The organism is Phytopseudomonas seleniipraecipitans, from assembly GCF_900102335.1.
Classification (GTDB): Bacteria; Pseudomonadota; Gammaproteobacteria; order Pseudomonadales; family Pseudomonadaceae; genus Aquipseudomonas; species Aquipseudomonas seleniipraecipitans.
Genome location: NZ_FNBM01000002.1, coordinates 502,793 through 527,408, shown reverse-complemented (window position 1 = coordinate 527,408; position 24,616 = coordinate 502,793). Strand labels below are relative to the sequence as shown.

General features: G+C 60.9%; 30 protein-coding genes. 14 read left to right on the top strand and 16 right to left on the bottom strand.

All coding sequences use genetic code 11. The features are described from left to right. Window positions 1-17: 17 nt before the first annotated feature. From BLS60_RS07305 to BLS60_RS07260, 10 genes are all read right to left on the bottom strand, one after another. Window positions 18-290 carry an HPr family phosphocarrier protein gene (locus tag BLS60_RS07305; RefSeq protein ID WP_070880710.1) on the bottom strand — a complete coding sequence of 91 codons (273 nt, stop codon included), beginning with the start codon at window positions 288-290 and terminating at the stop codon, window positions 18-20. A gap of 12 nt (window positions 291-302) precedes the next feature. After that, window positions 303-1,160 carry an RNase adapter RapZ gene (gene rapZ / locus BLS60_RS07300; RefSeq protein WP_092366348.1) on the bottom strand — a complete coding sequence of 286 codons (858 nt, stop codon included), beginning with the start codon at window positions 1,158-1,160 and terminating at the stop codon, window positions 303-305. A 17-nt stretch (window positions 1,161-1,177) separates the two neighbouring features. Beyond that, entirely contained in the window at window positions 1,178-1,642 is a 465-nt protein-coding gene (ptsN, locus tag BLS60_RS07295) for a PTS IIA-like nitrogen regulatory protein PtsN (protein ID WP_070880712.1), read from the bottom strand. 15 nt (window positions 1,643-1,657) lie between these two features. Beyond that, complete coding sequence (gene hpf / locus BLS60_RS07290) at window positions 1,658-1,966, bottom strand: ribosome hibernation-promoting factor, HPF/YfiA family (protein WP_070880713.1); 309 nt, start codon at window positions 1,964-1,966, stop codon at window positions 1,658-1,660. A gap of 81 nt (window positions 1,967-2,047) precedes the next feature. Continuing rightward, the gene (locus BLS60_RS07285) at window positions 2,048-3,556 is read right to left on the bottom strand and encodes an RNA polymerase factor sigma-54 (protein ID WP_092366345.1); all 1,509 of its coding nucleotides are present in this window, start codon (window positions 3,554-3,556) and stop codon (window positions 2,048-2,050) included. Window positions 3,557-3,724: 168 nt separating this feature from the next. Next, entirely contained in the window at window positions 3,725-4,450 is a 726-nt protein-coding gene (gene lptB / locus BLS60_RS07280) for an LPS export ABC transporter ATP-binding protein (RefSeq protein ID WP_070880715.1), read from the bottom strand. A gap of 2 nt (window positions 4,451-4,452) precedes the next feature. Beyond that, entirely contained in the window at window positions 4,453-4,995 is a 543-nt protein-coding gene (gene lptA / locus BLS60_RS07275; RefSeq protein ID WP_070880716.1) for a lipopolysaccharide transport periplasmic protein LptA, read from the bottom strand. Then, window positions 4,982-5,551, bottom strand: coding sequence for an LPS export ABC transporter periplasmic protein LptC (gene lptC / locus BLS60_RS07270; RefSeq protein ID WP_092366342.1), 570 nt, complete (start codon window positions 5,549-5,551; stop codon window positions 4,982-4,984). Before lptC ends, lptA begins: the two co-directional genes overlap by 14 nt. Window positions 5,552-5,560: 9 nt before the next feature. Beyond that, window positions 5,561-6,082 carry a KdsC family phosphatase gene (locus BLS60_RS07265; protein ID WP_070880718.1) on the bottom strand — a complete coding sequence of 174 codons (522 nt, stop codon included), beginning with the start codon at window positions 6,080-6,082 and terminating at the stop codon, window positions 5,561-5,563. Further along, complete coding sequence (locus BLS60_RS07260) at window positions 6,082-7,056, bottom strand: KpsF/GutQ family sugar-phosphate isomerase (protein ID WP_070880719.1); 975 nt, start codon at window positions 7,054-7,056, stop codon at window positions 6,082-6,084. Before BLS60_RS07260 ends, BLS60_RS07265 begins: the two co-directional genes overlap by 1 nt. Window positions 7,057-7,305: 249 nt before the next feature. On the opposite strand from BLS60_RS07260, the gene BLS60_RS07255 reads away from it, so the two are divergent. The 10 genes from BLS60_RS07255 (at window position 7,306) to hisC (ending at window position 15,310) form a co-directional block, all read left to right on the top strand. Further along, window positions 7,306-8,115: an ATP-binding cassette domain-containing protein gene (locus tag BLS60_RS07255; protein WP_070880720.1), complete on the top strand. Its 810-nt coding sequence runs from the start codon at window positions 7,306-7,308 to the stop codon at window positions 8,113-8,115. Next, the gene (mlaE, locus tag BLS60_RS07250; RefSeq protein ID WP_070880721.1) at window positions 8,115-8,912 is read left to right on the top strand and encodes a lipid asymmetry maintenance ABC transporter permease subunit MlaE; all 798 of its coding nucleotides are present in this window, start codon (window positions 8,115-8,117) and stop codon (window positions 8,910-8,912) included. Before BLS60_RS07255 ends, mlaE begins: the two co-directional genes overlap by 1 nt. Then, entirely contained in the window at window positions 8,912-9,385 is a 474-nt protein-coding gene (mlaD, locus tag BLS60_RS07245; RefSeq protein WP_070880722.1) for an outer membrane lipid asymmetry maintenance protein MlaD, read from the top strand. The genes mlaE and mlaD overlap by 1 nt, the downstream gene beginning before the upstream one ends. Window positions 9,386-9,396: 11 nt before the next feature. After that, window positions 9,397-10,029 carry an MlaC/ttg2D family ABC transporter substrate-binding protein gene (locus BLS60_RS07240; RefSeq protein WP_092366566.1) on the top strand — a complete coding sequence of 211 codons (633 nt, stop codon included), beginning with the start codon at window positions 9,397-9,399 and terminating at the stop codon, window positions 10,027-10,029. Then, window positions 10,026-10,334 carry an STAS domain-containing protein gene (locus tag BLS60_RS07235; protein WP_092366339.1) on the top strand — a complete coding sequence of 103 codons (309 nt, stop codon included), beginning with the start codon at window positions 10,026-10,028 and terminating at the stop codon, window positions 10,332-10,334. Before BLS60_RS07240 ends, BLS60_RS07235 begins: the two co-directional genes overlap by 4 nt. A 252-nt stretch (window positions 10,335-10,586) precedes the next feature. Further along, window positions 10,587-10,826 carry a BolA family protein gene (locus BLS60_RS07230; RefSeq protein WP_027909990.1) on the top strand — a complete coding sequence of 80 codons (240 nt, stop codon included), beginning with the start codon at window positions 10,587-10,589 and terminating at the stop codon, window positions 10,824-10,826. Between the two features lie 15 nt (window positions 10,827-10,841). Continuing rightward, window positions 10,842-12,107: a UDP-N-acetylglucosamine 1-carboxyvinyltransferase gene (gene murA, locus BLS60_RS07225; protein ID WP_070880724.1), complete on the top strand. Its 1,266-nt coding sequence runs from the start codon at window positions 10,842-10,844 to the stop codon at window positions 12,105-12,107. 4 nt (window positions 12,108-12,111) lie between these two features. Then, entirely contained in the window at window positions 12,112-12,747 is a 636-nt protein-coding gene (hisG, locus tag BLS60_RS07220) for an ATP phosphoribosyltransferase (protein WP_092366336.1), read from the top strand. Window positions 12,748-12,872: 125 nt separating this feature from the next. Then, a complete protein-coding gene (gene hisD, locus BLS60_RS07215; protein ID WP_092366332.1) occupies window positions 12,873-14,183 on the top strand; it encodes a histidinol dehydrogenase in 1,311 nt (436 codons plus the stop codon). Window positions 14,184-14,257: 74 nt separating this feature from the next. Next, the gene (hisC, locus tag BLS60_RS07210; protein ID WP_092366329.1) at window positions 14,258-15,310 is read left to right on the top strand and encodes a histidinol-phosphate transaminase; all 1,053 of its coding nucleotides are present in this window, start codon (window positions 14,258-14,260) and stop codon (window positions 15,308-15,310) included. 86 nt (window positions 15,311-15,396) lie between these two features. On the opposite strand, the gene algW is transcribed toward hisC, so the two are convergent. After that, on the bottom strand, window positions 15,397-16,542 hold the full coding sequence (gene algW / locus BLS60_RS07205) for a Do family serine endopeptidase AlgW (protein ID WP_070880728.1): 1,146 nt from the start codon (window positions 16,540-16,542) through the stop codon (window positions 15,397-15,399). A 109-nt stretch (window positions 16,543-16,651) separates the two neighbouring features. Between algW and BLS60_RS07200 the strand changes: the two genes are divergently transcribed. From BLS60_RS07200 to cysN, 3 genes are all read left to right on the top strand, one after another. Continuing rightward, entirely contained in the window at window positions 16,652-17,410 is a 759-nt protein-coding gene (locus BLS60_RS07200; RefSeq protein ID WP_092366326.1) for a Nif3-like dinuclear metal center hexameric protein, read from the top strand. Window positions 17,411-17,608: 198 nt separating this feature from the next. After that, complete coding sequence (gene cysD, locus BLS60_RS07195; protein ID WP_092366323.1) at window positions 17,609-18,526, top strand: sulfate adenylyltransferase subunit CysD; 918 nt, start codon at window positions 17,609-17,611, stop codon at window positions 18,524-18,526. A 1-nt stretch (window position 18,527) separates the two neighbouring features. Next, window positions 18,528-20,423, top strand: a complete 1,896-nt coding sequence (gene cysN / locus BLS60_RS07190; RefSeq protein ID WP_092366320.1) for a sulfate adenylyltransferase subunit CysN — start codon at window positions 18,528-18,530, stop codon at window positions 20,421-20,423. A gap of 103 nt (window positions 20,424-20,526) precedes the next feature. Here the strand turns inward: cysN and osmE are convergent, their stop codons facing one another. Both osmE and BLS60_RS21455 read right to left on the bottom strand, forming a co-directional pair. Continuing rightward, entirely contained in the window at window positions 20,527-20,880 is a 354-nt protein-coding gene (osmE, locus tag BLS60_RS07185; protein ID WP_070880732.1) for an osmotically-inducible lipoprotein OsmE, read from the bottom strand. A gap of 140 nt (window positions 20,881-21,020) precedes the next feature. Further along, window positions 21,021-21,158, bottom strand: coding sequence for a hypothetical protein (locus BLS60_RS21455; RefSeq protein WP_167357652.1), 138 nt, complete (start codon window positions 21,156-21,158; stop codon window positions 21,021-21,023). A 172-nt stretch (window positions 21,159-21,330) separates the two neighbouring features. Between BLS60_RS21455 and BLS60_RS07180 the strand changes: the two genes are divergently transcribed. Then, complete coding sequence (locus BLS60_RS07180) at window positions 21,331-22,221, top strand: esterase/lipase family protein (protein ID WP_244153372.1); 891 nt, start codon at window positions 21,331-21,333, stop codon at window positions 22,219-22,221. Window positions 22,222-22,318: 97 nt separating this feature from the next. On the opposite strand, the gene BLS60_RS07175 is transcribed toward BLS60_RS07180, so the two are convergent. The 3 genes from BLS60_RS07175 to dksA are packed head-to-tail and all read right to left on the bottom strand — an operon-like array spanning window position 22,319 to window position 24,295. Beyond that, entirely contained in the window at window positions 22,319-22,852 is a 534-nt protein-coding gene (locus BLS60_RS07175; RefSeq protein WP_092366314.1) for a hypothetical protein, read from the bottom strand. 52 nt (window positions 22,853-22,904) lie between these two features. Then, entirely contained in the window at window positions 22,905-23,792 is an 888-nt protein-coding gene (gluQRS, locus tag BLS60_RS07170; protein WP_092366311.1) for a tRNA glutamyl-Q(34) synthetase GluQRS, read from the bottom strand. A 59-nt stretch (window positions 23,793-23,851) separates the two neighbouring features. Next, complete coding sequence (gene dksA, locus BLS60_RS07165) at window positions 23,852-24,295, bottom strand: RNA polymerase-binding protein DksA (protein ID WP_042554833.1); 444 nt, start codon at window positions 24,293-24,295, stop codon at window positions 23,852-23,854. Window positions 24,296-24,616 lie beyond the last annotated feature (321 nt).

Genomic DNA, 24,616 nt, shown 5'->3' with positions numbered 1-24,616 from the left:
CACTGACGGTGGGGTGATCACTCGCCTTCTTCGAAGTAATCGTTGATCAGGTCAGTCAGCGCCTGCAGGGCCTCTTCATCGCCTTCACCTTCGGTCAGCACGTGCACCACGGTGCCTTTGCCTGCTGCGAGCATCATTACCGCCATGATGCTCTTGCCATCGACCAGGCTCTCCACGCTACGCCCGATCTTCACCTGACAAGGATAGCGCCCGGCTACCCCGACAAACTTGGCTGCCGCGCGCGCGTGCAGACCGAGCTTGTTGATGATGGTGATTTCGCAGGCGGGCATCGCGGCAATTCCTTAACTGAGGTCGCGGTGGCGAATCTGGATGTTCCTGAGCAGCGGCTTGAGAGCCTGGCCAAGGCGGTTGGCGAGGTACACCGAGCGGTGATGGCCGCCCGTACAGCCGATCGCCACCGTGACGTAGGAGCGGTTGCTGGCAGCGAAACGTGGCAGCCATTTATGCAGGTAGGCAAAGATATCCTGGTACATGTCTTCGACGTCGGCCTGGGCTGCCAAGTACTCCTCCACAGGCTGTTCGAGGCCAGTGAAGTCGCGCAGGTCGGGCTTCCAGTAGGGGTTGGGCAGGCAGCGCACATCGAATACCACATCGGCGTCCACCGGCATGCCACGCTTGAACCCGAACGACTCGATCAGGTAAGCCGTGCCTGGTTCAGGCTGATTGAGGAGGCGCAACTTGAGGGTATCGCGCAACTGATAGAGATTGAGGTGCGTGGTGTCGATCTTCAGGTCGGCACGGTCAATGATCGGGCTCAGCAACTTGGTCTCGTCGACCATGGCTTCGGCCAGCGAGCGCTGATCATTGGTCAATGGATGACGACGACGGGTTTCCGAAAAACGTTTGAGCAGCGTTTCTTCGCTGGCGTCGAGATACAGCACATCGCAGCGGATGTTGCGTCCGCGCACCTCGTCGAGCAACTCGGAGAAACGCTTGAGCTGACTGGGGAGGTTGCGTGCATCGATCGAGACCGCCACCTGCGGCTGCAACAGTTCGGTCTCCAGCAACGCACGTTCTGCCAACTCGGGAAGCAGGCCGGCGGGCAGGTTGTCTATGCAATAGAAACCGTTGTCCTCGAGTACGTCGAGCGCGGTGCTCTTGCCCGAGCCGGAACGACCGCTGACGATGATCAGGCGCATAGACTCATCCTGTAAGGCTATTGGCCGCTCTGCACGTTCACAACGGTCTGATACAGGGATTCGCTGTCGCGAGCCTGACGAAGCCGATCGCGGACTTCCTCACGGTCGAACATGCTGGCGATCTGGCGCAGCAGTTCAAGGTGCTCATCCGTGGCCGCCTCTGGCACCAGCAGGACGAACAACAAATCAACCGGCGCGCCATCGATCGCATCGAAGTCGACCGGCGTGCTCAGTTTGAGCAGTGCGCTGATTGGCGAACTGCAGCCGGGCAGCCGGCAGTGGGGGATGGCGATGCCGTTACCGAAACCGGTAGAGCCGAGTTTCTCTCGGGCGATAAGGCTTTCGTAAATGATCTGGTCATCGAGATCAGGCAGGTCACGCGCGATCACGCTGGCGATCTGTTCGAGTACACGCTTCTTGCTGCCGCCCGGCACGTTCACGAGGGAACGGCCGGGGGTCAGGATGGTTTCAAGTCGGATCATAGGAGGAGAACGAGGTCAGCGGGCCATTGCGCCCTGCTGGCGATCGAGCTGTTTTTCCTTGTGCTTGATGAGTTGGCGGTCAAGTTTGTCGGTCAGTAGATCGATTGCAGCGTACATGTCGTCATGCTCGGCATTGGCTACCACCTCGCCTCCGGAGATATGCAAGGTGGCTTCGACTTTCTGCTTGAGCTTCTCGACCTCCATGATGACTTGCACGTTGGTGATCTTGTCGAAGTGTCGCTCAAGACGCTGGAGCTTCTCTTCGATGTAGCTGCGTAGTGCGTCTGTCACATCCAGCTGGTGTCCACTGATGTTGACTTGCATACCGCTTCTCCTTGTTGCCGTGTGTGAGTGGTAGGTCTGCAACCTGCCACAGGAACACTGGGGCTCTACTACAAGGGCACCTTACATCAGTCGCTTGCGCTCGCTCGAAGGTGCTATACCGAGCGATTCACGGTACTTGGCGACTGTGCGACGCGCCACTTGAATGCCCTGTGCTTCCAGTAAACCAGCGATCTTGCTGTCGCTCAATGGCTTTTTCGCATTTTCCGCAGCGACCAGTTTTTTGATGATCGCGCGGATCGCGGTGGACGAACATTCGCCGCCTTCGGAGGTGCTGACATGGCTGGAGAAGAAGTATTTCAGCTCGTAAATACCGCGCGGGGTATGCATGTATTTCTGTGTGGTCACGCGCGAAATGGTCGACTCGTGCATGCCGACCGCCTCGGCGATGTCATGCAGCACCAGCGGCTTCATGGCTTCGTCGCCGTAGTCGAGGAAACCGCGCTGGTGTTCGACGATCTGCGTTGCCACCTTCATCAGGGTTTCGTTGCGGCTCTGCAGGCTCTTGATAAACCAGCGTGCTTCCTGCAACTGGTTGCGCATGAAGGTATTGTCGGCACTGGAGTCGGCGCGTTTGACGAAGCCGGCGTACTGGGCGTTGACGCGCAGGCGCGGCATGGCTTCCTGGTTGAGCTCCACCAGCCAGCGGTCGTTGTGCTTGCGCACGATCACATCAGGCACCACGTATTCGGGCTCGCTGGATTCGATCTGCGAGCCGGGTCGCGGATTGAGGCTTTGGATCAATTCGATAACCGGACGCAGCTCATCTTCCTTGAGCTTCATGCGGCGCATCAACTGGCTGTAATCGCGACTGCCAAGCAGGTCGAGGTAGTCGCCCGTCAGGCGTAGCGCTTCGCTCAGACATGGGGTCTTGGCCGGTAACTGGCGCAGCTGCAGGAGCAGGCACTCGCGCAGATCACGGGCGGCGATACCGGACGGCTCGAACTGCTGAATGCGGTGCAGGACGGCCTCGACTTCATCGAGTTCGACATCCAGCTCCGGGTCGAAGGCCTCGGTGATTTCTTCGAGGGTTTCTTCCAGGTAGCCCTGAGCGTTGATGCAGTCGATCAGCGTGACGGCAATCAGCCGATCCTTGTCGGACATCGGCGCCAGGTTCAGCTGCCAGAGCATGTGGCTCTGCAGGCTTTCGCCGGTCGAAGTGCGGGTGGTGAAATCCCACTCGTCATCGTCGTTGCTGGGCAGGCTGCTGGCGCTGGTCTGGTAAACGTCTTCCCAGGCGGTATCGACGGGCAACTCGCTGGGAATGCGCTCGCCCCATTCGCCTTCTTCCAGGTTGTCGACGGTCTGGGTGTTTTCCTGGAAGGTCGGCTCCTGAAACTTTTCTTCCTGGGCGGCCGCGGTGGTGGCGCTTTCAGCGCCGTCGGCCATGGGATCCGAGTTGTCGAAGTCGTCGCCTTCTTCCTGACGCTCGAGCATCGGATTGGACTCCAGTGCCTCCTGGATTTCCTGTTGAAGGTCCAGTGTCGACAATTGGAGCAGGCGTATGGCTTGTTGCAGCTGCGGTGTCATCGTCAGCTGCTGGCCCATTTTCAGGACGAGCGATGGTTTCATTGCAGACCTTATCCGGCGTCTGTGTGCAATCCACTACCGGGCACCGAAGCGCCACGAGGAAGCAAATTATATGCCTGATTCAAAGCGCTTTGCCTAGGGCCTGTCAGCATTTCATTTTGCTCATGCAAACTGCTGGCAGGCACCGGAACACTCATCGCAGCGAATCCCTTACAAGCGGAATTCGTGGCCCAGATAGACTTCCTTGACCAACTGGTTGGTCAGGATGGCTGCGGAGTCGCCTTCGGCGATCAACTGGCCGTCGCTGACGATGTAGGCGGTTTCGCAAATATCCAGGGTTTCACGCACGTTGTGGTCGGTAATCAGCACGCCAATGCCTTTGGCTTTGAGGTGGTGAATGATTTGCTTGATATCGCCTACCGAAATCGGGTCGACACCGGCGAAGGGCTCGTCGAGCAGGATAAATTTCGGCGACGTTGCGAGGGCGCGGGCAATTTCCACGCGGCGGCGTTCACCACCGGACAGGCTCATGCCCAGGTTGTCGCGGATGTGGGTGATATGAAACTCCTGAAGCAAGCTGTCGAGCTCCTGCAGGCGTTGCGCACGGTTGAGGTCCTTGCGCGTTTCCAGGATCGCCATGATGTTGTCGGACACACTGAGCTTGCGGAAGATCGAGGCTTCCTGCGGCAGGTAGCCGATACCGGCGCGCGCGCGGCCGTGCATGGGCTGGTGGCTGACGTCGAGGTCGTCGATCAGCACGCGACCCTGGTCGGCCTGCACGAGGCCGACGATCATGTAGAAACAGGTGGTCTTGCCAGCGCCGTTGGGGCCGAGCAGGCCGACGATTTGTCCGCTGTCGATGCTCAGGCTGACGTCGCGCACGACCTGGCGGCCCTTGTAGCTCTTGGCCAGGTGCTGGGCTTTCAAAGTGGCCATGATTATTGGCCCTGTTCGGCAGCGGGTTTTTTCTGCGGCTGAATCACCATGTCGATACGCGGGCGCGGGCTCGACACGTTGGTGCCTGTCGCCCGGCCTGCATTGACGATCTGGCGCTGGGTGTCATAGACGATCTTTTCGCCTTCGAAGGTGTTGCCTTCCTGAACCACCTTGGCCTGGTCGATCAATACAATGCGCTCATTGGCCGCAAAGTACTGGATGGTCAGGCCGTAGGCCTTGACGATCTGCTTGTCGGGCGACGGCTTCTGCTCGTAGTAGGCGGGTTTGCCGACCGACGTGAAGACGTCGATATCACCCTGTGCGGTCTGGGTGATGGTGACAGTGTCGCCAGTGATTTTCAGGGTGCCCTGAGTGATCACCACGTCGCCGCGGTAGACCGCTACGCCTTGCTTGTCATCCAGCTCAGCACTGTCGGCCTGCACGCGGATCGGCTGATCGCGGTCGCTCGGCAAAGCCCAGGCGCTTGCGCTTCCTAGCGTCGCGCCGAGGCTGAGAAGTAGGGGGAGGGTTTTAACGAACCTCATGCTGGCCTCTTACGTTGGACTGCAGGAGCATCCTGCCGTCATTCAAGTACGCTTTCATTCCTTGTGCCGTGGTCACCCCGTTGGCCGCGTCGATTCTAACGGCTTGCTGGGTCTGCGCATATTCCTTCTGCGGGAATACGGTCAGGCGGCTGGTAGTCAGTATAGTGGCGCGGCCTTTGTCGTCGGTGCGCTCTACGCGCACTTGGTCGATCAGTTCCACTTCATCGCCATCGGGGCCGACTTCACCTCGCGCGCTGCGCACTTTCCAGGGGTAGGCGGTGCCGCGATAGAGATTCATGCGCGGTTCGGTCAGCAGGGTCACGTCCGTACTCTGCACATGCTCCAGCTTTTCGCTGGTCATGTCGCTCTGCACGCCGCCGTCAGCCAGGTACTGCACGCTGTGGGCGTTGATGGCGTAGAAGTCGATGGGATTGTCCGGGCCGCTCTGAGTCGGTGTGCTAGAAAAACTATCCGGGTTGATGTTCCAGTACCCAGCAGCGACCAGCAGCAGTGCGCCGAAGGTCAGCAGGACAGGGGTGATGAATTTGCGCAGCATCGGCAGGCCCTAGAGGTAAGCGGATTGGGCGGCTTCAAGCGTACCCTGGCCGCGCATGATCAGTTCGCAGAATTCACGCGCCGCACCTTCGCCGCCGCGCGCCTGGGTGACGCCGTGGGCGTGCTCTCGCACGAAACTGGCGGCGCTGGCCACGGCCATGCCCAGGCCAACTCGGCGGATTACCGGCAGGTCTGGCAGGTCGTCGCCCAGGTACGCCACTTGTTCATAGCTCAAGCCCAGCTCGCCGAGCAATTCGTCGAGCACATCGAGTTTGTCTTCACGACCTTGGTACAGATGCTGAATACCCAGGTTCTGTGCGCGGCGCTCGACGACTGGCGTCTTGCGGCCGCTGATGATCGCGGTGCGCACACCGGAGTTGATCAGCATCTTGATGCCCTGACCATCCAGTGTGTTGAACGTTTTGAACTCGCTCCCATCGACAAGAAAGTAAAGCTTGCCGTCGGTGAGCACGCCATCGACATCGAAGATGGCCAGTTTGATGGCGCGAGTGCGCTGCAGTAGGTCGTTCATCACATTACCCCCGCGCGCAGCAGGTCGCCGAGGTTGAAGGCGCCCACCGGGTAGTCGTTGCCGTCCACCACGACCAGCGCGCTGATCTTGTTGTCTTCCATGATTTTCAGTGCCTCGGCGGCAAGCATGTCGGCACGGGCCGTCTTGCCATGCGGAGTCATCACGTCGTCGATGCGTGCTTCACGCACATCTACACCTTTATCCAGCGCGCGGCGCAGATCGCCGTCTGTAAATATTCCGGCGAGGCGGCCATCGTCTTCCAGTACGGCGGTCATGCCCAGGCCCTTCTGGGTCATCTCCAGCAGGGCGTCGCGCAGGCTGGTGCCGCGCTTGACCTGCGGAAGGCTGTCGCCGGCATGCATGACGTTCTCGACCTTGAGCAGCAGGCGACGGCCCAGGGCGCCACCCGGGTGGGAGAAGGCGAAATCTTCGGCGGTGAAACCGCGAGCCTCGAGCAGCGCAATGGCCAGGGCATCTCCGAGCACCAGCGAAGCCGTGGTCGAGGACGTTGGTGCCAGGTTGAGCGGGCAGGCTTCCTTGGCGACACGGGTGTCGAGGTTCACTTCGGCCGCTTTCGACAGCGCTGAGTCAGGATTGCCGGTCATGCTGATCAGGGTGATGCCGAGGCGCTTGATCAGCGGCAACAGCGTCACGATCTCGGCCGTGGAGCCGGAATTGGACAGGGCAAGCACCACGTCATCGCGGGTGATCATGCCCATGTCGCCGTGGCTGGCTTCAGCCGGATGCACGAAAAACGCGGTTGTGCCGGTGCTGGCCAGGGTGGCCGCGATCTTGTTGCCGATATGTCCGGATTTGCCCATGCCGACCACCACCACGCGGCCTTTGCTGGCCAGGATCAGCTCGCAGGCCTTGACGAAATTGGCGTCGATGCGAGGCAACAGCTCTTGTACCGCCTCGATTTCAAGGCGGATGGTGCGCTGTGCGGAGTCAATCAGGTCGCGGGTCTGGTTCATGCTCGGCTGGGGCTGCTCGGCGAAAAAGAGGGGGATTATAGCGGTAAAGGCTGTCGGACTCATCATCCATGGCGCGACTGCGAAATGCCGAAGCTGTCACAAGCCTGAACGCCATGGTTGACCCGCTTTGGTGGGCAATTGGGCAGATGCTATAGTCCGCAGCCATTTTTTGGCCTGCGTGGGTGGTCTTAGTGCCCTTATCGCGATGCTGGGCGTCTGATCAGGAATGCAGTGCGCAATGGAGTTCCGATGAACGCCGAAAATCAGTATGCAGTCGAGCTGAAGAACGTCAGTTTTCAGCGTGGCGCGCGTGACATCTTCAAGAACGTCGATATTTGCATCCCGCGGGGCAAGGTCACCGGGATCATGGGCCCCTCTGGCTGTGGCAAAACCACGCTGTTGCGGCTGATCGCGGCCGAGCTGCGGCCCAGCGCGGGACAGATCCACGTCAATGGGCTGAACCTGCCGGACCTGTCGCGCAGCGAGCTGTTCGACATGCGCAAGCAGATGGGCGTGCTGTTTCAAAGCGGCGCGCTGTTTACCGATCTCGATGTGTTCGAGAACGTGGCCTTTCCGTTGCGCGTGCACACCCAGCTGCCCGAAGAAATGATTCGTGACATTGTTTTGATGAAGTTGCAGGCAGTGGGTTTGCGCGGCGCTATCGATTTGATGCCAGATGAGCTCTCCGGTGGGATGAAGCGCCGCGTCGCGCTAGCACGGGCGATCGCTCTCGATCCGCAGATCCTTATGTACGATGAGCCATTTGTCGGCCAGGACCCGATTGCCATGGGCGTTCTGGTGCGCTTGATTCGACTGCTCAACGATGCACTGGGTATCACCAGTATTGTGGTTTCTCACGACCTAGCCGAGACGGCGAGCATTGCCGACTACATCTATGTGGTCGGTGACAGCCAGGTGCTCGGGCAGGGCACGCCTGCCGAGTTGCGTGACTCCGATAACCCACGGGTGCGTCAGTTCATGCAGGGCACGCCGGATGGCCCCGTGCCGTTCCACTTTCAAGCGCCGAACTACCGCGACGACCTATTAGGGGGGCGCTGATGCGCAGAACATCTTCACTCGAGCGGGTTCGCCTGTTCGGGCGTGCGGGTATCGACGTGGTTGCCTCGCTGGGGCGTTCAACGGTCTTTCTGCTGCGCGCACTATTCGGGCGCGGTACCTCTGGCAGCTCGCTGCAGCTGCTGATCAAGCAGTTGTACTCTGTCGGTGTGATGTCGCTGGCGATCATCATCGTCTCCGGCGTTTTCATCGGCATGGTGCTTTCCCTGCAGGGCTACAGCATCCTGGCCAAATACGGTTCCGAGCAGGCGGTTGGGCAAATGGTCGCCCTGACGCTGCTGCGTGAGCTGGGGCCCGTGGTCACCGCGTTGTTGTTTGCCGGGCGTGCCGGTTCGGCACTGACCGCGGAAATCGGCAATATGAAGTCCACCGAGCAGCTGTCGAGCCTGGCAATGATCGGGGTCGACCCGCTCAAGCACATCGTGGCCCCGCGCCTATGGGCGGGCTTCATTTCCATGCCGTTGCTGGCAATCATCTTCAGCGTCGTTGGAATCTGGGGCGGGGCGATGGTCGCCGTCGACTGGTTGGGTGTTTATGAAGGCTCGTTCTGGGCCACGATGCAAAACAGTGTTTCGTTCCGCGAAGACGTCCTCAACGGGATAATCAAAAGCCTGGTCTTCGCCTTCGTCGTCACCTGGATCGCCGTATTCCAGGGCTACGACTGCGAGCCAACCTCGGAAGGCATCAGCCGCGCGACGACCCGAACGGTCGTTTATGCCTCGCTGGCCGTGTTGGGGCTGGATTTCATTCTGACCGCTTTGATGTTTGGAGACTTCTGATGCAAAACCGCACGATGGAAATCGGTGTCGGCCTGTTTCTCCTGGCCGGGATCCTGGCCCTGCTGCTGCTGGCTCTGCGAGTCAGTGGGCTGGCGCCCGGCAACACCGTAGACAGCTACAAGGTCTATGCCTACTTCGACAACATTGCCGGCCTCACCGTGCGTGCCAAGGTCACCATGGCCGGGGTGAATATCGGCCGCGTCACGGCGATCGACCTGGATCGTGACAGCTATACCGGGCGCGTGACGATGGAGCTCGACGACAACGTCAATAACCTCCCAATGGATTCCACTGCCTCGATTCTGACCGCTGGTCTGCTCGGCGAAAAATACGTGGGCATCAGCGTGGGTGGCGACGAAGAGCTGCTGACTGATGGGGGAACCATCCATGACACCCAGTCCTCTCTTGTACTCGAGGATCTGATTGGCAAATTCCTGCTCAATTCGGTCAACAGAGATCAAGAAAGCCAATGAGGTACCCGATGATGATCAATGCCGTGCGCAACAGCCTTGTCGCTCTGCTGGCCACGCTACCGCTGCTGGCCATCGCTGCGCCTGCTGCCCATGAGGTCGTGCAGGAAACCACCGAGACCCTGCTGGCCGACCTCAAAGCCAACAAGGATGAGTACCGCAGCAACCCTGACGCGTTCTACAACTCGCTCAATGAAATTCTTGGCCCGGTCGTCGACGTCGAGGGTATTTCCCGTGGCGTGATGACGGTGCGTTATTCGCGCCAGGCGACGCCCGAGCAGATGACTCGCTTTCAGGAGAACTTCAAGCGCAGCCTGATGCAGTTCTATGGCAACGCCCTGCTCGAATACAACAACCAGGACATCCGGGTGATTCCCGCTTCAGGCAAGCAGGACCCACAGCGCACTTCGGTGAACATGGAAATCCGTGATGGCAAAGGCACGGTGTATCCGCTGTCCTACACCATGGTTGCTGAAGGTGATACCTGGAAGCTGCGTAACGTGGTGATCAATGGCATCAACGTCGGCAAGTTGTTCCGTGATCAGTTCGCCCAGTCGATGCAGAACAACCGCAACGACCTGGACAAGGTAATCGATACCTGGGCCGATACCGTGGCCAAGGCCCGTCAGGCTCGGGGTACATCGTGAGTTCAGCGGCCATCGTCGAGCAGGCGCCTGGCGTGCTTGCGCTCTCCGGGGTGCTCGACTATCAGAACGGACCGACACTGCGTGAGCAGGGCGGCCGGCTGATTCGCTCTATGCAAGCGCAGGCGTGCGTGATCGATTGCGCGGCGGTAGAAAAGTCCAGCAGTGTCGGCTTGTCGCTGTTGCTGTCTTACCTTCGTGATGCTCAGGCTGTGGGCAAGACGGTGAGCATTCGCGGTTTGCCTGAGGACATGGCAGGGATCGCCAAGGTGTGCGAACTGGAGCATGTTTTGCCGCTGGAGGCCTGAACAGGTCTCCAGGCGCAACACCGACGCGCTGCTCACTGGAAGTGAGAAACATCGGCCGCCGGGCCGCGCGAGCGATGTCAGAAATTGCTGCGGGTAATTTTTTGATATGATGCCCGCCCCATGTATACCGGGCCTGGGCCATCCAGCCGACGTCTTGGTTGCCGTGCATCGCACCAGGCATTGGCCCTACGCCGTATACAAGCGCCGCCCCGCGGTGTTCACGCTTATTGAATACGTTGATCGAGGTTGAGCATGCAGGCCCTTGAGGTAAAAAGTTTCTTGGAGACCAAGCTGCCGGATGTCCAGGTAGAGGTCGACGGTGAAGGCTGCAATTTCCAGCTTAATCTGATCAGCGACGAGCTGGCCGGCCTCAGCCCGGTCAAGCGTCAGCAACAAATCTACGCTCACCTGAATCCCTGGATTGCCGATGGCAGTATCCACGCCGTGAGCATGAAATTCTTCAGCCGTGCCGATTGGGCCGCGCGTTCCTGAGACGACGAATTAGCTATGGATAAATTAAGCATTACTGGCGGCGTGCGTCTCGACGGCGAGATCCGCATTTCCGGTGCGAAGAACTCTGCGCTGCCGATTCTGGCCGCTACCTTGCTCGGCGATGCGCCGGTGACCATCTGCAACCTGCCGCATCTGCACGACATCACCACGATGATCGAGCTGTTCGGTCGTATGGGCATCGAGCCGATCATCGACGAGAAGCTCAGCGTCGAAGTCGACGCGCGCACCATGAAGACACTGGTCGCGCCGTACGAGCTGGTGAAGACCATGCGCGCCTCGATCCTGGTGCTCGGCCCAATGGTCGCGCGCTTCGGTGAAGCCGAAGTGGCGCTGCCCGGCGGCTGCGCCATCGGCTCGCGTCCGGTCGACCTGCATATCCGTGGCCTCGAAGCCATGGGCGCGATCATTGATGTTGAAGGCGGCTATATCAAAGCCAAGGCGCCCGAAGGCGGCCTGCGCGGTGCGCACTTCTTCTTCGACATGGTCAGCGTAACCGGCACCGAAAACATCCTCATGGCCGCGACCCTGGCCAAGGGGCGCACCGTTCTGGAAAACGCGGCCCGTGAGCCCGAAGTGGTCGATCTGGCCAACTGCCTGATCGCCATGGGCGCGAAGATTCAAGGCGCCGGTACCGACACTATCACCATCGATGGCGTTGAGCGCCTACACGGCGCGCGCTTCAGTGTCATGCCCGATCGCATCGAGACTGGCACCTACCTGGTTGCCGCTGCCGCAACCGGCGGTCGCGTCAAGGTCAAGGATGCCGACCCGAGCACGCTGGAAGCCGTTCTGGCCAAGCTGCAGGAAGCCGGCGCGCACATCACCACCGGCCCGGACTGGATCGAGCTGGACATGCAGGGCAAGCGTCCGAAGGCCGTGAGCCTGCGTACCGCGCCATACCCGGCATTCCCCACTGACATGCAGGCACAGTTCATCGCCCTCAATGCCATTGCCGAAGGCACAGGCACGGTGATCGAGACGATCTTCGAAAACCGATTCATGCACGTTTATGAGATGAGCCGCATGGGCGCGCAGATCCAAGTTGAAGGCAATACCGCCATCGTCACTGGCGTGGCGCAGCTCAAGGGCGCACCGGTGATGGCTACCGACCTGCGCGCTTCGGCGAGCCTGGTCATCGCCGCACTGGTTGCCGAGGGCGACACGGTGATCGATCGCATCTACCACATCGACCGTGGTTACGAGTGCATCGAAGAAAAACTGCAATTGCTGGGGGCGAAGATTCGCCGCGTGCCGGGTTGATCTGATGCTGACCATTGCCCTGTCGAAAGGCCGCATTCTCGATGACACCCTGCCGCTGCTCGCCGCGGCAGGCATCGTGCCGACCGAGAATCCGGACAAGAGCCGCAAGCTGATCATCCCGACCACCCAGGACGATGTGCGTTTGTTGATTGTCCGCGCGACTGACGTACCAACGTATGTCGAGCACGGTGCTGCTGATCTTGGTGTTGCCGGCAAGGACGTACTGCTCGAATACGGTGGTCAGGGGCTCTACGAGCCGCTGGACCTGCGCATCGCGCGCTGCAAACTGATGACCGCTGGTGCGATTGGCGCTCCTGAGCCGAAAGGCCGGCTGCGCGTGGCCACCAAGTTCGTCAATGTCGCCAAGCGCTACTACGCCGAGCAAGGCCGCCAGGTCGACATCATTAAGCTGTACGGCTCGATGGAGCTTGCTCCGCTGGTTGGGCTGGCCGACAAGATCATCGACGTCGTCGACACCGGTAACACCCTCAAGGCCAATGGCCTGGAAGCACAGGAACTGATCGCTCACATCAGCTCGCGTCTGGTCGTCAACAAGGCGTCCATGAAGATGCAGCATGGCCGCATTCAGGCCCTCATCGATACGCTGCGTGAAGCGGTCGAGACGCACCACCCGCATTGATCCTCCCTCGCGCGGTCCGCTCTGGGCCGCGCAACGCCTATCCGTGCCATAGCCAATTTTTCAGGTGCCCACACGGAGAGGCCTGTTAATGTGGCGCCTGAAAAAATCCAGATGAGGCTTCAGCTATGACCGCTCCCGTTGCCATCCGCCGACTCAACGCTGCCGACGCGGATTTCGCCCATCATCTGGATCATCTGCTGAGCTGGGAAAGCGTCTCGGACGACGGTGTGAATCAGCGCGTGCTGGACATCATCAAGACCGTGCGTGAGCGCGGCGATGCCGCCGTAGTCGAGTTCACTCAGCGTTTCGATGCGCTGGAAGTCGCCTCGATGGCTGACCTGATCTTGCCGCGCGAGCGCCTGGAATTGGCGCTGACGCGCATCACCGTCGAGCAGCGCCAGGCGCTTGAAGTCGCTGCCGAGCGCGTACGCAGTTACCACGAAAAGCAGAAACAGGATTCCTGGAGCTACACCGAGGCCGACGGCACGGTACTGGGCCAGAAGGTCACCCCGCTGGATCGAGCCGGCCTGTACGTGCCGGGTGGCAAAGCGTCCTACCCGTCTTCGGTATTGATGAACGCCATTCCCGCCAAGGTCGCCGGCGTGCCAGAGGTGGTCATGGTAGTGCCCACCCCACGGGGTGAAATCAACGAGATCGTCCTGGCCGCGGCGGCGATTGCCGGTGTCGACCGGGTGTTCACCATTGGTGGCGCGCAGGCCGTCGCGGCGCTGGCCTATGGCACCGAAAGCGTGCCGCCGGTGGACAAGATCGTCGGCCCGGGCAACATCTATGTAGCGACTGCCAAGCGCCATGTGTTCGGCAAGGTCGGCATCGACATGATCGCCGGGCCATCGGAAATCCTCGTCGTCTGCGATGGCCAGACCGATCCGGACTGGATTGCCATGGACCTGTTCTCCCAGGCCGAACACGACGAAGATGCGCAGTCGATTCTGGTCAGCCCTGATGCGGCGTTCCTCGACAAGGTTGCCGAGAGCATCGCGCGGCTGTTGCCGAGCCTGGAGCGCGAGACGATTGCCCGCACTTCGCTCGAAGGCCGCGGCGCGCTGATCCAGGTCGCCGATATGGCTCAGGCCATCGAAGTGGCCAACCGTATCGCCCCCGAACACCTGGAGCTGTCGGTGGAAAACCCCGAGCAGTACTTGCCAGCGATCCGCCACGCGGGGGCCATCTTCATGGGCCGTTACACCGCCGAGGCATTGGGCGATTACTGCGCCGGGCCGAACCACGTATTGCCGACGTCAGGCACTGCACGGTTCTCGTCGCCGCTCGGGGTTTATGACTTCCAGAAGCGTTCGTCGATCATCCACTGTTCCGCCGAGGGTGCTTCCGAGCTTGGCAAAGTGGCTTCGATTCTGGCACGCGGCGAGTCGCTGACCGCCCACGCCCGTAGCGCCGAATACCGCATTAAGAACTGATCAACGGCAAGGTGGGCTCCGCTCGTGATCCGACCCACCCAATGACCCAACCGAATTCGAGGAGAGAAGGGAAGATGAGCAAATTCTGGAGCCCCTTCGTCAAGGACCTGGTGCCTTACGTGCCGGGCGAGCAGCCCAAGCTGAGCAAGCTGGTCAAGCTCAATACCAACGAAAACCCTTACGGCCCGTCGCCCAAGGCGATTGCCGCCATGCGCGAAGAGCTGAACGACGACCTGCGCCTGTATCCCGATCCCAATGGTGATCGCCTGAAGCAGGCGGTTGCCGACTTCTACGGGGTGAAGACCGCTCAGGTATTCGTCGGCAACGGTTCGGACGAAGTGTTGGCCCATGCGTTTCACGGCCTGTTCCAGCACGGCAAACCGCTGCTATTTCCGGACATCAGCTATAGCTTCTACCCGGTCTATTGCGGTCTGTATGGCATCCAGGCGGAGCCGTTGGCGCTGGACGAGCAGTTCCAGATTCGCGTCGATGATTATGCGCGGCCCAATGGCGGCATTATTTTCCCCAACCCCAACGCGCCGACTGGCTGCCTGCTGGCTCTCGAAGCCATCGAGCACCTGCTGCAGGCCAACCCGGATACCGTGGTGCTGGTCGACGAAGCGTATATCGATTTCGGCGGCGTATCGGCGATCGGCCTGGTCGACAAGTACCCGAACCTGCTGGTGACCCAGACGCTTTCCAAATCCCGTTCCCTGGCAGGATTGCGGGTGGGTTTGGCGGTCGGGCATGTGGATCTGATCGAGGCGCTGGAGCGCATCAAGAACAGCTTCAACTCCTACCCGCTGGACCGCATCGCCATCGCTGGCGCAGCGGCGGCGTTCGAGGACCGTGCCTACTTCGAGCAGTCTTGCGCTGCGGTAATCGACAGTCGCGAGCAGGTCACGGCCGGGTTGCAGGCGCTGGGCTTCGAGGTGCTGCCATCGGCGGCCAACTTCATCTTCGCCCGTCACCCGCAGCACGATGCGGCCGGTATCGCGGCGGCACTGCGTGAGCAGGGCGTGATCGTGCGCCACTTCAAGCAGGCGCGCATCGCCCAGTTCCTGCGCATCAGCATTGGCTCCCCGGAGCAGAACCAGGCGCTGCTCGACGCGCTCGCTGCTCGCTGAGTGTCGATGCGGCTGTGGCAAGGTCATCGCCCGGGTTGAGCGCAGCGATACCCGGGTTATACCGCGGCGAGACAGCCGCTGGGTGATCAGTTGCTGGTGGCGACCGGGGGACGCACGCCGATCTCGGCGCTAAGCTCCATCATCTTGCCGTTGCGCATGACCTCGATACGAATCGTCTCGCCGGGTTTGGCCCGTGCGACCTGGTTCATCGAGCGGCGGGCATCGCCAGCGGGTTCGCCATCGATCTTGAGGATCAGGTCGTTGGGTTGCAAGCCTGCCTTCTGCGCCGGGCCGTTGCGGTAGATGCCGGCCACGATGATCCCCTGGCGTCCTTCAAGGCCAAAGGATTCGGCCAGCTCAGGCGTCAGCGGTTGCACTTCCAGGCCCAGCCAGCCGCGAATCACCTGGCCATGTTCGATGATCGCCTGCATCACTTCGGTTGCCAGCTTCACCGGAATGGCGAAGCCGATACCCTGAGAGCCGCCTGATTTGGAAAAGATCGCCGTGTTGATGCCGACCAGGTTGCCGTAGGCATCCACCAGCGCGCCGCCGGAATTGCCCGGGTTGATGGCCGCGTCGGTCTGAATGAAATCTTCGTAGGTATTGAGGCCCAGCTGGTTACGCCCGGTGGCGCTGATGATGCCCATGGTCACCGTCTGGCCGACGCCGAACGGGTTGCCGATGGCCAGGGTCACGTCGCCGATCTTGATATTGTCGGAGCGCCCTAGGGTCATTGCCGGCAGATCCTTGAGGTCGATCTTCAGAACCGCCAGGTCGGTTTCCGGGTCGCTGCCAATCACCCGGGCGAGGGTCTCGCGACCATCCTTGAGCGCCACCACGATCTGATCGGCGTTGGCGGTCACATGGTTGTTGGTCAGCAGGTAGCCTTCGCGGCTCATGATCACCGCCGAGCCGAGGCTGGACTCCATGCGGCGCTGCCCCGGCAGGTTGTCGCCGTAGAACTTGCGAAACTGCGGGTCGTCGAGCAACGGGTGGTTCGGCTTGCTCACGTATTTGGTGGTGTACAGGTTGGCGACTGCCGGCGAGGCGGTGCTTACCGCCGTGGCATAGGAGGCCGGCCCTTCCTGCGCGCCGGCGTACGCGGGCGCCTGGCGCAGCTGAACGTCGTGCATCGGCAGGCCCACCAGTTGCGGGTATTGCTGCATGATCAGCAGCGATACCAGAATGCCGACCAGTAATGGCCAACCAAAGAAACGCAGGGCCTTGAGCATCGATCCAATCCTGAGGGTTGCGAGGCCCTGGTGGGGCCCTTAAGGTGCGCCATTATAGGAACCGCCGACCAATAAAGCATCGGTTCGCAACAGCTCGTGAGGAAACAATATGGCCATCGCTTTGACGACCCTGGTAGCGGAAGCCGAACGCTATCTGGATGCTTCGCGCATCAGTGATTATTGCCCCAACGGGCTGCAAGTCGAGGGCAGGCCGCAGGTACAGCGCGTGGTCAGCGGCGTGACAGCCAGCCTGGCCCTCGTCGAAGCCGCCGTCGAGGCGCGTGCGGATGTGCTGTTGGTGCACCACGGCTATTTCTGGAAGGGCGAAAACGCCTGCATCACCGGTATGAAGCAGCGGCGGCTGAAAACCCTGCTGGCCAACGATATCAGCCTGCTGGCCTACCATCTGCCACTGGATGTGCATCCCGAGGTGGGCAACAACGTACAGCTGGCCCGGCGGTTGGAGATCACGGTCGAAGGGCCTCTGGAGCCGGGCAATCCTCGCGCCGTCGGCCTGGTCGGCTCGCTCGCGCAGCCTGTGAGCTCACGAGATTTTGCTCGCCGTGTTCACGAGGTGCTGGGGCGTGAGCCGTTGCTGATAGACAGCGACAGGATGGTCAGCCGCATCGGCTGGTGCACGGGCGGCGGGCAGGGCTATATCGATCAGGCCATCGCCGCGGGGGTCGATCTGTATCTGACCGGCGAAGCCTCCGAGCAGACCTACCACAGCGCGCGGGAAAACGATGTCAGTTTCATCGCTGCCGGGCACCATGCCACCGAGCGTTATGGCGTTCAGGCGTTAGGCGATTACCTGAGTCGGCGCTTCGCTATCGAGCATCTGTTCATCGATTGTCCGAACCCGATCTGATTTCGCATCGCTTGTATAAGCCAAGCCAGTGCGGCACTCCAGCACGCGCGCAAGGCCGGGGCGAGGCTAAATCGGCGGCTATAAAGTTAGATGTTTTCGATCTAAAGGGCTGCCCAAATAGAAGATATCGCTGTGCTAGAGTGCGGGCTCGTCGAAGGCCCGTAGGCCTCAATACATACTGTTATCCCGTGAGTAGCCATGCTCGACAAACTGACGCACTTGAAACAGCTCGAGGCGGAAAGCATCCACATCATTCGTGAAGTGGCCGCCGAATTCGACAACCCGGTGATGCTCTATTCCATCGGCAAGGATTCCGCGGTGATGCTGCATCTCGCGCGCAAGGCCTTCTTCCCCGGGAAGCTGCCTTTTCCGGTGATGCACGTGGATACGCGCTGGAAATTCCAGGAGATGTACAGCTTCCGCGAGAAGATGGTCGGCGAGTACGGCCTGGATTTGATTACCCACACCAATCCCGACGGCGTGGCGCAGGACATGAACCCGTTCACCTACGGCAGTGCCAAGCACACCGACGTGATGAAGACCGAAGGCCTCAAGCAGGCGTTGGACCAATATGGTTTCGACGCCGCCTTCGGTGGCGCGCGCCGCGATGAAGAGAAGTCGCGGGCCAAAGAGCGCGTGTACTCGTTCCGTGACAGCAAGCACCGCTGGGACCCGAAGAACCAGCGCCCTGAGCTGTGGAACGTGTACAACGGCAACGTCAAAAAAGGCGAGTCGATCCGTGTATTCCCGCTCTCCAACTGGACCGAGCTGGATATCTGGCAGTACATCTATCTGGAAAGCATCCCGATCGTGCCGCTGTATTTCGCCGAAGAGCGCGAAGTGATCGAGATGAACGGCGCGCTGATCATGATCGACGACGAGCGCATCCTCGAACATCTCACCCCTGAGCAGAAAGCCAGCATCCATAAAAAGATGGTGCGCTTTCGCACGCTGGGCTGCTACCCGCTGACGGGCGCGGTGGAGTCCACTGCCAGCACCTTGCCGGAAATCATTCAGGAGATGCTGCTGGCCAAGACCTCTGAGCGCCAGGGCCGAGTCATCGACCATGACTCATCCGGCTCGATGGAAGAGAAGAAACGTCAGGGGTACTTTTAATATGTCGCACCAATCCGAATTGATCAGCGAGGACATCCTCGCCTATCTGGCCCAGCACGAACGTAAGGAGCTGCTGCGCTTTCTTACCTGCGGCAATGTCGATGACGGCAAAAGCACCCTGATCGGCCGCCTGCTGCATGATTCCAAGATGATCTATGAAGACCATCTGGATGCCATCACCAAAGACTCGAAGAAATCCGGCACCACTGGCGAAGAGGTTGACCTGGCGCTGCTGGTCGACGGCCTGCAAGCCGAGCGCGAGCAGGGCATCACCATCGATGTCGCCTACCGCTATTTCAGCACCACCAAGCGCAAGTTCATCATCGCCGACACCCCCGGCCATGAGCAGTACACACGCAATATGGCGACGGGCGCATCGAACTGCGACCTGGCGATTATTCTGATCGACGCCCGTTACGGCGTGCAGACGCAGACCAAGCGCCACAGTTTCATCGCTTCGCTGCTGGGCATCAAACACATCGTCGTCGCCATCAACAAGATGGACCTTAAAGACTTCGATGAAGGCGTGTTCGAGCAGATCAAAGCCGATTACCTGTCGTTCGCCGACAAGATCAATCTGAAGCCCACCTCGCTGTTCTTCGTGCCGATGTCGGCGCTGAAGGGCGACAACGTGGTCAACAGATCCGAGCGCTCGCCGTGGTACAGCGGCCAGTCGCTGATGGAAATTCTCGAGACCGTGGAAGTGGCGGGCGACCGCAACTTCGACGATCTGCGTTTTCCGGTGCAGTACGTCAATCGGCCGAACCTGAACTTCCGCGGCTTCGCCGGCACCCTGGCCAGCGGTATCGTGCGCAAAGGCGACGAAGTGATTGCGCTGCCATCGGGCAAAGGCAGCAGGGTTAAGTCCATCGTTACCTTTGAAGGTGAGCTGGAGCAGGCCGGCCCCGGCCAGGCGATTACCCTGACCCTGGAAGACGAAATCGACGTGTCGCGCGGCGACATGCTGGTGCACGCCGATAACCGTCCGCAGGTGGTCGACAGCTTTGACGCCATGCTGGTGTGGATGGGTGAAGAACCGATGCTGCCCGGCAAGAAATACGACATCAAACGTGCCACCAGCTATGTGCCGGGCTCCATCGCCAGTATCGCCCACCGGGTCGACGTCAATACGCTGGAAGAAGGCGCCGCAAGCAGCCTGCAGCTCAATGAAATCGGCAAGGTGAAGATTGCACTCGATGCGTCGATTGCCCTGGACGGCTACGAGCACAATCGCACCACGGGCGCGTTCATCATCATCGACCGCCTGACCAATGGCACGGTCGGCGCCGGCATGATCATCGCCGATGCGCGCGTGTCCGGTTCTGGGCATCACAGCGAGTCTGGCCACGTGTCCACCGAAGAGCGTGCTTCGCGCTTCGGCCAGCAGCCGGCCACCGTGCTGTTCAGTGGCCTGTCTGGCGCCGGCAAGAGCACCCTCGCTTATGCCGTGGAGCGCAAGCTGTTCGACATGGGCCGCGCGGTTTACGTGCTTGATGGCCAGAATCTGCGCCATGACCTCAACAAGGGCCTGCCGCAGGATCGCGCCGGGCGTACCGAGAATTGGCGCCGGGCCGCCCATGTGGCGCGTCAGTTCAACGAAGCCGGTCTGCTCACGCTGGCGGCCTTCGTAGCACCGGATGCCGAAGGGCGCGAACAGGCCAAAGCCTTGATCGGTACCGAACGCTTGATCACTGTCTATGTGCAGGCATCGCCGCAGGTGTGTGCAGAGCGCGATCCGCAAGGGCTGTATGCCGCTGCGGGCGATAACATCCCCGGTGAGTCCTTCCCGTACGATGTGCCGCTCAATGCCGACCTGGTGCTGGATACCCAGAGCCTGTCGGTAGAGGACGGCGTCAAGCAGGTGCTGGCGCTGCTGCGCAGCCGCGGAGCGATTTAACGCCTAGCGTGCCGGGCTGACGGTTTCCAGCGGTCAGCCCGGGCGCCATAAAAAATGCCCGCTCTCTCAGGAAGCGGGCATTTTTTATGGCGTAGCGGCTGAATCAGATGCCGTGACCACGGGCGCGTTCGCGCTCGTTGATTTCCATCTGTTCACAGCTCATGAAGCCTTTGCTATCAACGCGGTCGGCAGAGTTGAACGCCACGTAGTAAGGCTGTTCTTTGCCGTCACGGTTGAGCACGTAGTTGTTGCAGCTGCCCGGATGAACGGTGCGAGCCATTTCCGAGGAGGGTGGGCCGCCGAGCTCGAGAACGGTCGACTTGCTCATGTCCTTCTCGACCTGCTTGACCAGCGGCTCGTTACGGTAGGTGATGTGATCAACCGGGTTCTCAGGCGTGCCTGCACAACCGGTAAGGACGGCCAGAACGGCTGCGGCGCCGAGAGTTTGCTTGAACATGGTTTATTTCCCTTGTGATGAACCAGACCATTTTTTCGAGCGCAGCGGGCGAGGATAAGTTCGTCCTAAATCACTGCGTGGTTCGGTCTGGCGTTGCCCGCGCGCGCTGTCCTTCACAGGTGCAGGCGCTCATCCCGCGGTTACTGGCTGCGGTAGGGCTGTTGCTGCTGGCTGCTGTCGACCAGTTCACCCAGAATGGGCGCCGGGCCGCGACTGGGCAATGCCAGCGCATTGGCGCTTAGCAGGCTCAGGGTCAGGGCGATGGTCAGGACTTTCATGGTTGCACCTCGTTGTTTCGGCATTCGTGTTTCACGGAACCATGCTAGGCGCGAGGCAGTCAGGGTTGAAGTCGACTGGCTTGATAGTGGCCATCGACAATCATGATGTGCTTTCCCTTACGCTCGCTTGTTGCCGGCTTTGGCCAGGTGGCGTCCCGCCATGGAGACTGAAATGGGTCATCGTGCAGTTCCCAAGTATCCAGTGGTGCTGGTTCCTGGATTTTTGGGCTTCGTCAGTTTGCTGGGTTTCGATTACTGGTATGGCATCGTCACGGCCCTGCGCAATCAGGGCGTGGATGTCTACCCGGCGCGCTTGTCGCCGGTTCACGCCACCGAGTTTCGCGGTGATCAGCTCTTGTCACAGATCGCCGAGGCGCGTCGGCGCAGTGGCGCTGACAAAGTGCACCTGTTCGGCCACAGCCAGGGTGCTTTGGTGTGCCGTTATGCGGCGGCGAAGCGGCCGGAGTGGGTCGCTTCGGTGACGTCGCTTGCCGGGCCGCATCAAGGCTCCGAGCTTGCTGATCACATCGAGCGCAAATTCGCTCACGGCAGCCTGCGCGGCAAGTTGCTGCAGGCGGGCGTGCATGTGCTGGGGTGCGTGGTGAGGCTGCTGGACAGCGGCGGTCGCAGTGCGCGCATGCCGATCAATGCCAGCGCGGCGCATCGCTCGCTGACCACCGAAGGCGTTGGCATCTTCAATCACCAATACCCGCAGGGCTTGCCGACCGTCTGGGGCGAGGGTGGCCCGGAAGAAGTCAATGGCGTGCGTTACTACTCCTGGTCCGGCACGTTGCAGCCGGGAATTACTGACCAGGGCGGCAACCGCCGCGATCCGTCGAACTGGTTCTGCCGCCGCTTCGCCCGCACCTTCGTACGCGAAGCCGGGCAGTGCGACGGCATGGTGGGCCGGGTCAGCTCCCACCTCGGCAAGGTGATCCGCGATGACTACCCGCTGGATCACCTGGACATCGTCAACCAGCACTTCGGCCGCACCGGCGAGGGCGTCAATCCGGTCAGCCTGTACATCGAACACCTGCGCCGGTTGCACGACGCCGGGCTGTAATTCTCGCGGCCCATGACGATGGGCGCGTAGCCTGGGTTGAGCGAAGCGATACCCAGGGATTCTCTGGGCCGTGATGCAAAAACCTAGGGGGCCAGACTCACTGCTCGGCCTGCGCCGCCTTCAGCATCTGGTAGGCCGGTGCGGCGTAGATACCGACTTCCACAGCAAGCTCCAGCACTCGTGGCAGGTCGCTGGTGTACACCAGTACTGCCTGCAGTTCGTCATCCAGCGGTTCGCTGAAGTCCACCAGCACATAGCCCTGGGTTTCCTTGGACAGGCTGCTCAGTTGCACTTGGATGCGGTTCAGGGCCTTCAGCGGTTCGACCTTCTGTAGCTGTTTGGCAGTGAGTACGAAGCTCACTTCGGCGCCGAACGACTCGGTGATCTGGCGGAACAGCTCGTCGTAGCTGTCGGCTTGGAACAGCACCGTCTCTGGCAGGTTGCCGACTACCATCCACTCACCCAGCGGGATGGGGAAGCTGTCGTCGTAGTTGATGTCCGGGTTGGCAGCCAGAAACGCCACCGGGTCCGCGTAGGCCTGGGCCGCCTCGGTGGCGATGCGGGTGATTTCATCCTGCGGCAGGCAGCCCGAGCTGATTTTGCCGATGAGTTCTTCGAGCTGGGCGTGCATGGCGAATTCCTGAGCATGAGTACGGGGGCGCAAGGCTGCCCGTTACTGACGATCAGCGCAACTGGCTTTCCGCCAGGCTGCGGGAGCGGGGGATGCGAGTGGCGTCCCAGTGGCGGGCGCTCCACTGCAGCAGTTCTTCGGCGCTGGCATCGGCGAGCTCATCCGGCACCGCCTGGCCGAGCGCGCGCAGGGCGCGAAGCAGCAAGGGTGTGGCTTGGTCTTCTGGCAGGGGCGGCGAACGGTAGGATTTGCCGAGCTTGTGACCATCGGGCTGGATAATCAGGGGCACGTGCAGGTAGCGCGGCTGGGACAGGCCGAGCAGTTCCTGCAGATAAAGCTGCCGTGGCGTCGAGTCGAGCAGGTCGGCCCCACGCACCACGTTGTTGACGCCCTGCCAGGCGTCATCGAGGACGACCGCGAGCTGGTACGCGTACAGACCGTCACGACGGCAGATGACGAAATCGCCCACTTCGCGGCCCAGGTGCTGGCTATACTCGCCCTGCACCCGGTCGGTGAAGCGGTAGATCAGTTGTGGCACGCGCAGGCGGATGGCGGCGTCGTGACGGCCGTGGCCGGCATTAGCGCAGTGGCCGGGGTAGATACCGCCGCTGCCTTCGAGCTGCTTGCGCGAACAGGTGCAGGCGTAGGCCAGGCCCTGATCGAACAGGCGTTGCACCAGCGCTTCATACTCGGCATGGCGCTCGCTCTGGCGTACGACTTCACCGTCCCAGTGCAGGCCGTAGCATTCCAGTGTTTGCAGGATGGCAGCCTGCGCACCGGGGACTTCCCGGGGCGGGTCGAGGTCTTCCATGCGCAGCAGCCAGCGGCCGCCGACGGAGCGGGCATCGAGGTAGGAAGCGAGGGCGGCCACCAGCGAGCCAAAGTGCAGATAGCCACTGGGCGTGGGGGCGAAACGGCCGACGTAGGTTGGGTTGGACATGAGGGCGTTTACGGAGGGGGGAAACGAAACGGGGCGCCTAAGCGCCCCGTTCAGTCGACTCAGGAGCCGACCTGTTTTTCCTTGATTTCCGCCAATGTCTTGCAATCGATGCAAAGGGTGGCGGTGGGGCGGGCTTCCAGACGGCGAATGCCGATCTCGACGCCACAGGAGTCGCACCAGCCGTAGTCTTCGTCCTCGATCAGCTGCAGCGTTTCGTCGATCTTCTTGATCAGCTTGCGCTCGCGATCACGGGCACGCAGTTCCAGGCTGAACTCTTCTTCCTGGCTGGCACGGTCTGCCGGATCCGGGAAGTTGGCTGCCTCGTCCTGCATGTGGTGCACGGTACGATCGACTTCCTGCATCAGCTCCAGCTTCCATTTGTTCAGGATGCCGGTGAAGTGGGCGCGCATCGCCTCGCTCATGTACTCCTCGCCCTTTGTTTCCTTGTAGGGTTCGAAGCCACGAATCAATTGGCCGTTTGTTGCTTTTGCTTTGATGGGCATGGATGACCGCCTCTCACTCTCTCTAATCCACCGCGCAGGGAATGGTTCCGTGCCGTTTACAATAACGGCCCTGCGACTGCAAGCCGGCGAACTTACCAGATCGACTCAAGCCGCGCCACTCCTGCATGCCGTGGTTGTGCGTCTTGCTTCGTTAGAGCGTCTTCGCCTGCTTAACCACAGACACTAACAGCCGCTCGAGGCCTCAGCCTATCTGCTGAACGGCTTGTGCAGTCGCAGTGTAAACACGTGTTTCTATCCCCCATTGGCACGGTATGACAGAGCCGTCCTGATAGAATTCCACCTTTATCAGGCATCCCAAGG

Excerpts from the sequence above, each read along its gene's own strand:
- BLS60_RS07265 (WP_070880718.1), bottom strand. The coding sequence starts at position 6,082 with ATGAACGACCTACTGCAGCGCACTCGCGCCATCAAACTGGCCATCTTC.
- BLS60_RS07175 (WP_092366314.1), bottom strand. The coding sequence starts at position 22,852 with ATGCACGCCCAGCTCGAAGAACTCATCGGCAAAATCAGCTCGGGCTGC.
- mlaD (WP_070880722.1), top strand. The coding sequence starts at position 8,912 with ATGCAAAACCGCACGATGGAAATCGGTGTCGGCCTGTTTCTCCTGGCC.
- BLS60_RS21455 (WP_167357652.1), bottom strand. The coding sequence starts at position 21,158 with ATGAAAGTCCTGACCATCGCCCTGACCCTGAGCCTGCTAAGCGCCAAT.
- ptsN (WP_070880712.1), bottom strand. The coding sequence starts at position 1,642 with ATGATCCGACTTGAAACCATCCTGACCCCCGGCCGTTCCCTCGTGAAC.
- BLS60_RS07255 (WP_070880720.1), top strand. The coding sequence starts at position 7,306 with ATGAACGCCGAAAATCAGTATGCAGTCGAGCTGAAGAACGTCAGTTTT.
- BLS60_RS07180 (WP_244153372.1), top strand. The coding sequence starts at position 21,331 with ATGGGTCATCGTGCAGTTCCCAAGTATCCAGTGGTGCTGGTTCCTGGA.
- hisG (WP_092366336.1), top strand. The coding sequence starts at position 12,112 with ATGCTGACCATTGCCCTGTCGAAAGGCCGCATTCTCGATGACACCCTG.
- lptB (WP_070880715.1), bottom strand. The coding sequence starts at position 4,450 with ATGGCCACTTTGAAAGCCCAGCACCTGGCCAAGAGCTACAAGGGCCGC.
- hisD (WP_092366332.1), top strand. The coding sequence starts at position 12,873 with ATGACCGCTCCCGTTGCCATCCGCCGACTCAACGCTGCCGACGCGGAT.
- lptA (WP_070880716.1), bottom strand. The coding sequence starts at position 4,995 with ATGAGGTTCGTTAAAACCCTCCCCCTACTTCTCAGCCTCGGCGCGACG.
- BLS60_RS07305 (WP_070880710.1), bottom strand. The coding sequence starts at position 290 with ATGCCCGCCTGCGAAATCACCATCATCAACAAGCTCGGTCTGCACGCG.
- algW (WP_070880728.1), bottom strand. The coding sequence starts at position 16,542 with ATGCTCAAGGCCCTGCGTTTCTTTGGTTGGCCATTACTGGTCGGCATT.
- BLS60_RS07200 (WP_092366326.1), top strand. The coding sequence starts at position 16,652 with ATGGCCATCGCTTTGACGACCCTGGTAGCGGAAGCCGAACGCTATCTG.
- BLS60_RS07230 (WP_027909990.1), top strand. The coding sequence starts at position 10,587 with ATGCAGGCCCTTGAGGTAAAAAGTTTCTTGGAGACCAAGCTGCCGGAT.
- hisC (WP_092366329.1), top strand. The coding sequence starts at position 14,258 with ATGAGCAAATTCTGGAGCCCCTTCGTCAAGGACCTGGTGCCTTACGTG.
- BLS60_RS07285 (WP_092366345.1), bottom strand. The coding sequence starts at position 3,556 with ATGAAACCATCGCTCGTCCTGAAAATGGGCCAGCAGCTGACGATGACA.
- osmE (WP_070880732.1), bottom strand. The coding sequence starts at position 20,880 with ATGTTCAAGCAAACTCTCGGCGCCGCAGCCGTTCTGGCCGTCCTTACC.
- murA (WP_070880724.1), top strand. The coding sequence starts at position 10,842 with ATGGATAAATTAAGCATTACTGGCGGCGTGCGTCTCGACGGCGAGATC.
- cysD (WP_092366323.1), top strand. The coding sequence starts at position 17,609 with ATGCTCGACAAACTGACGCACTTGAAACAGCTCGAGGCGGAAAGCATC.
- gluQRS (WP_092366311.1), bottom strand. The coding sequence starts at position 23,792 with ATGTCCAACCCAACCTACGTCGGCCGTTTCGCCCCCACGCCCAGTGGC.
- BLS60_RS07240 (WP_092366566.1), top strand. The coding sequence starts at position 9,397 with ATGATCAATGCCGTGCGCAACAGCCTTGTCGCTCTGCTGGCCACGCTA.
- mlaE (WP_070880721.1), top strand. The coding sequence starts at position 8,115 with ATGCGCAGAACATCTTCACTCGAGCGGGTTCGCCTGTTCGGGCGTGCG.
- BLS60_RS07260 (WP_070880719.1), bottom strand. The coding sequence starts at position 7,056 with ATGAACCAGACCCGCGACCTGATTGACTCCGCACAGCGCACCATCCGC.
- rapZ (WP_092366348.1), bottom strand. The coding sequence starts at position 1,160 with ATGCGCCTGATCATCGTCAGCGGTCGTTCCGGCTCGGGCAAGAGCACC.
- dksA (WP_042554833.1), bottom strand. The coding sequence starts at position 24,295 with ATGCCCATCAAAGCAAAAGCAACAAACGGCCAATTGATTCGTGGCTTC.
- lptC (WP_092366342.1), bottom strand. The coding sequence starts at position 5,551 with ATGCTGCGCAAATTCATCACCCCTGTCCTGCTGACCTTCGGCGCACTG.
- hpf (WP_070880713.1), bottom strand. The coding sequence starts at position 1,966 with ATGCAAGTCAACATCAGTGGACACCAGCTGGATGTGACAGACGCACTA.
- cysN (WP_092366320.1), top strand. The coding sequence starts at position 18,528 with ATGTCGCACCAATCCGAATTGATCAGCGAGGACATCCTCGCCTATCTG.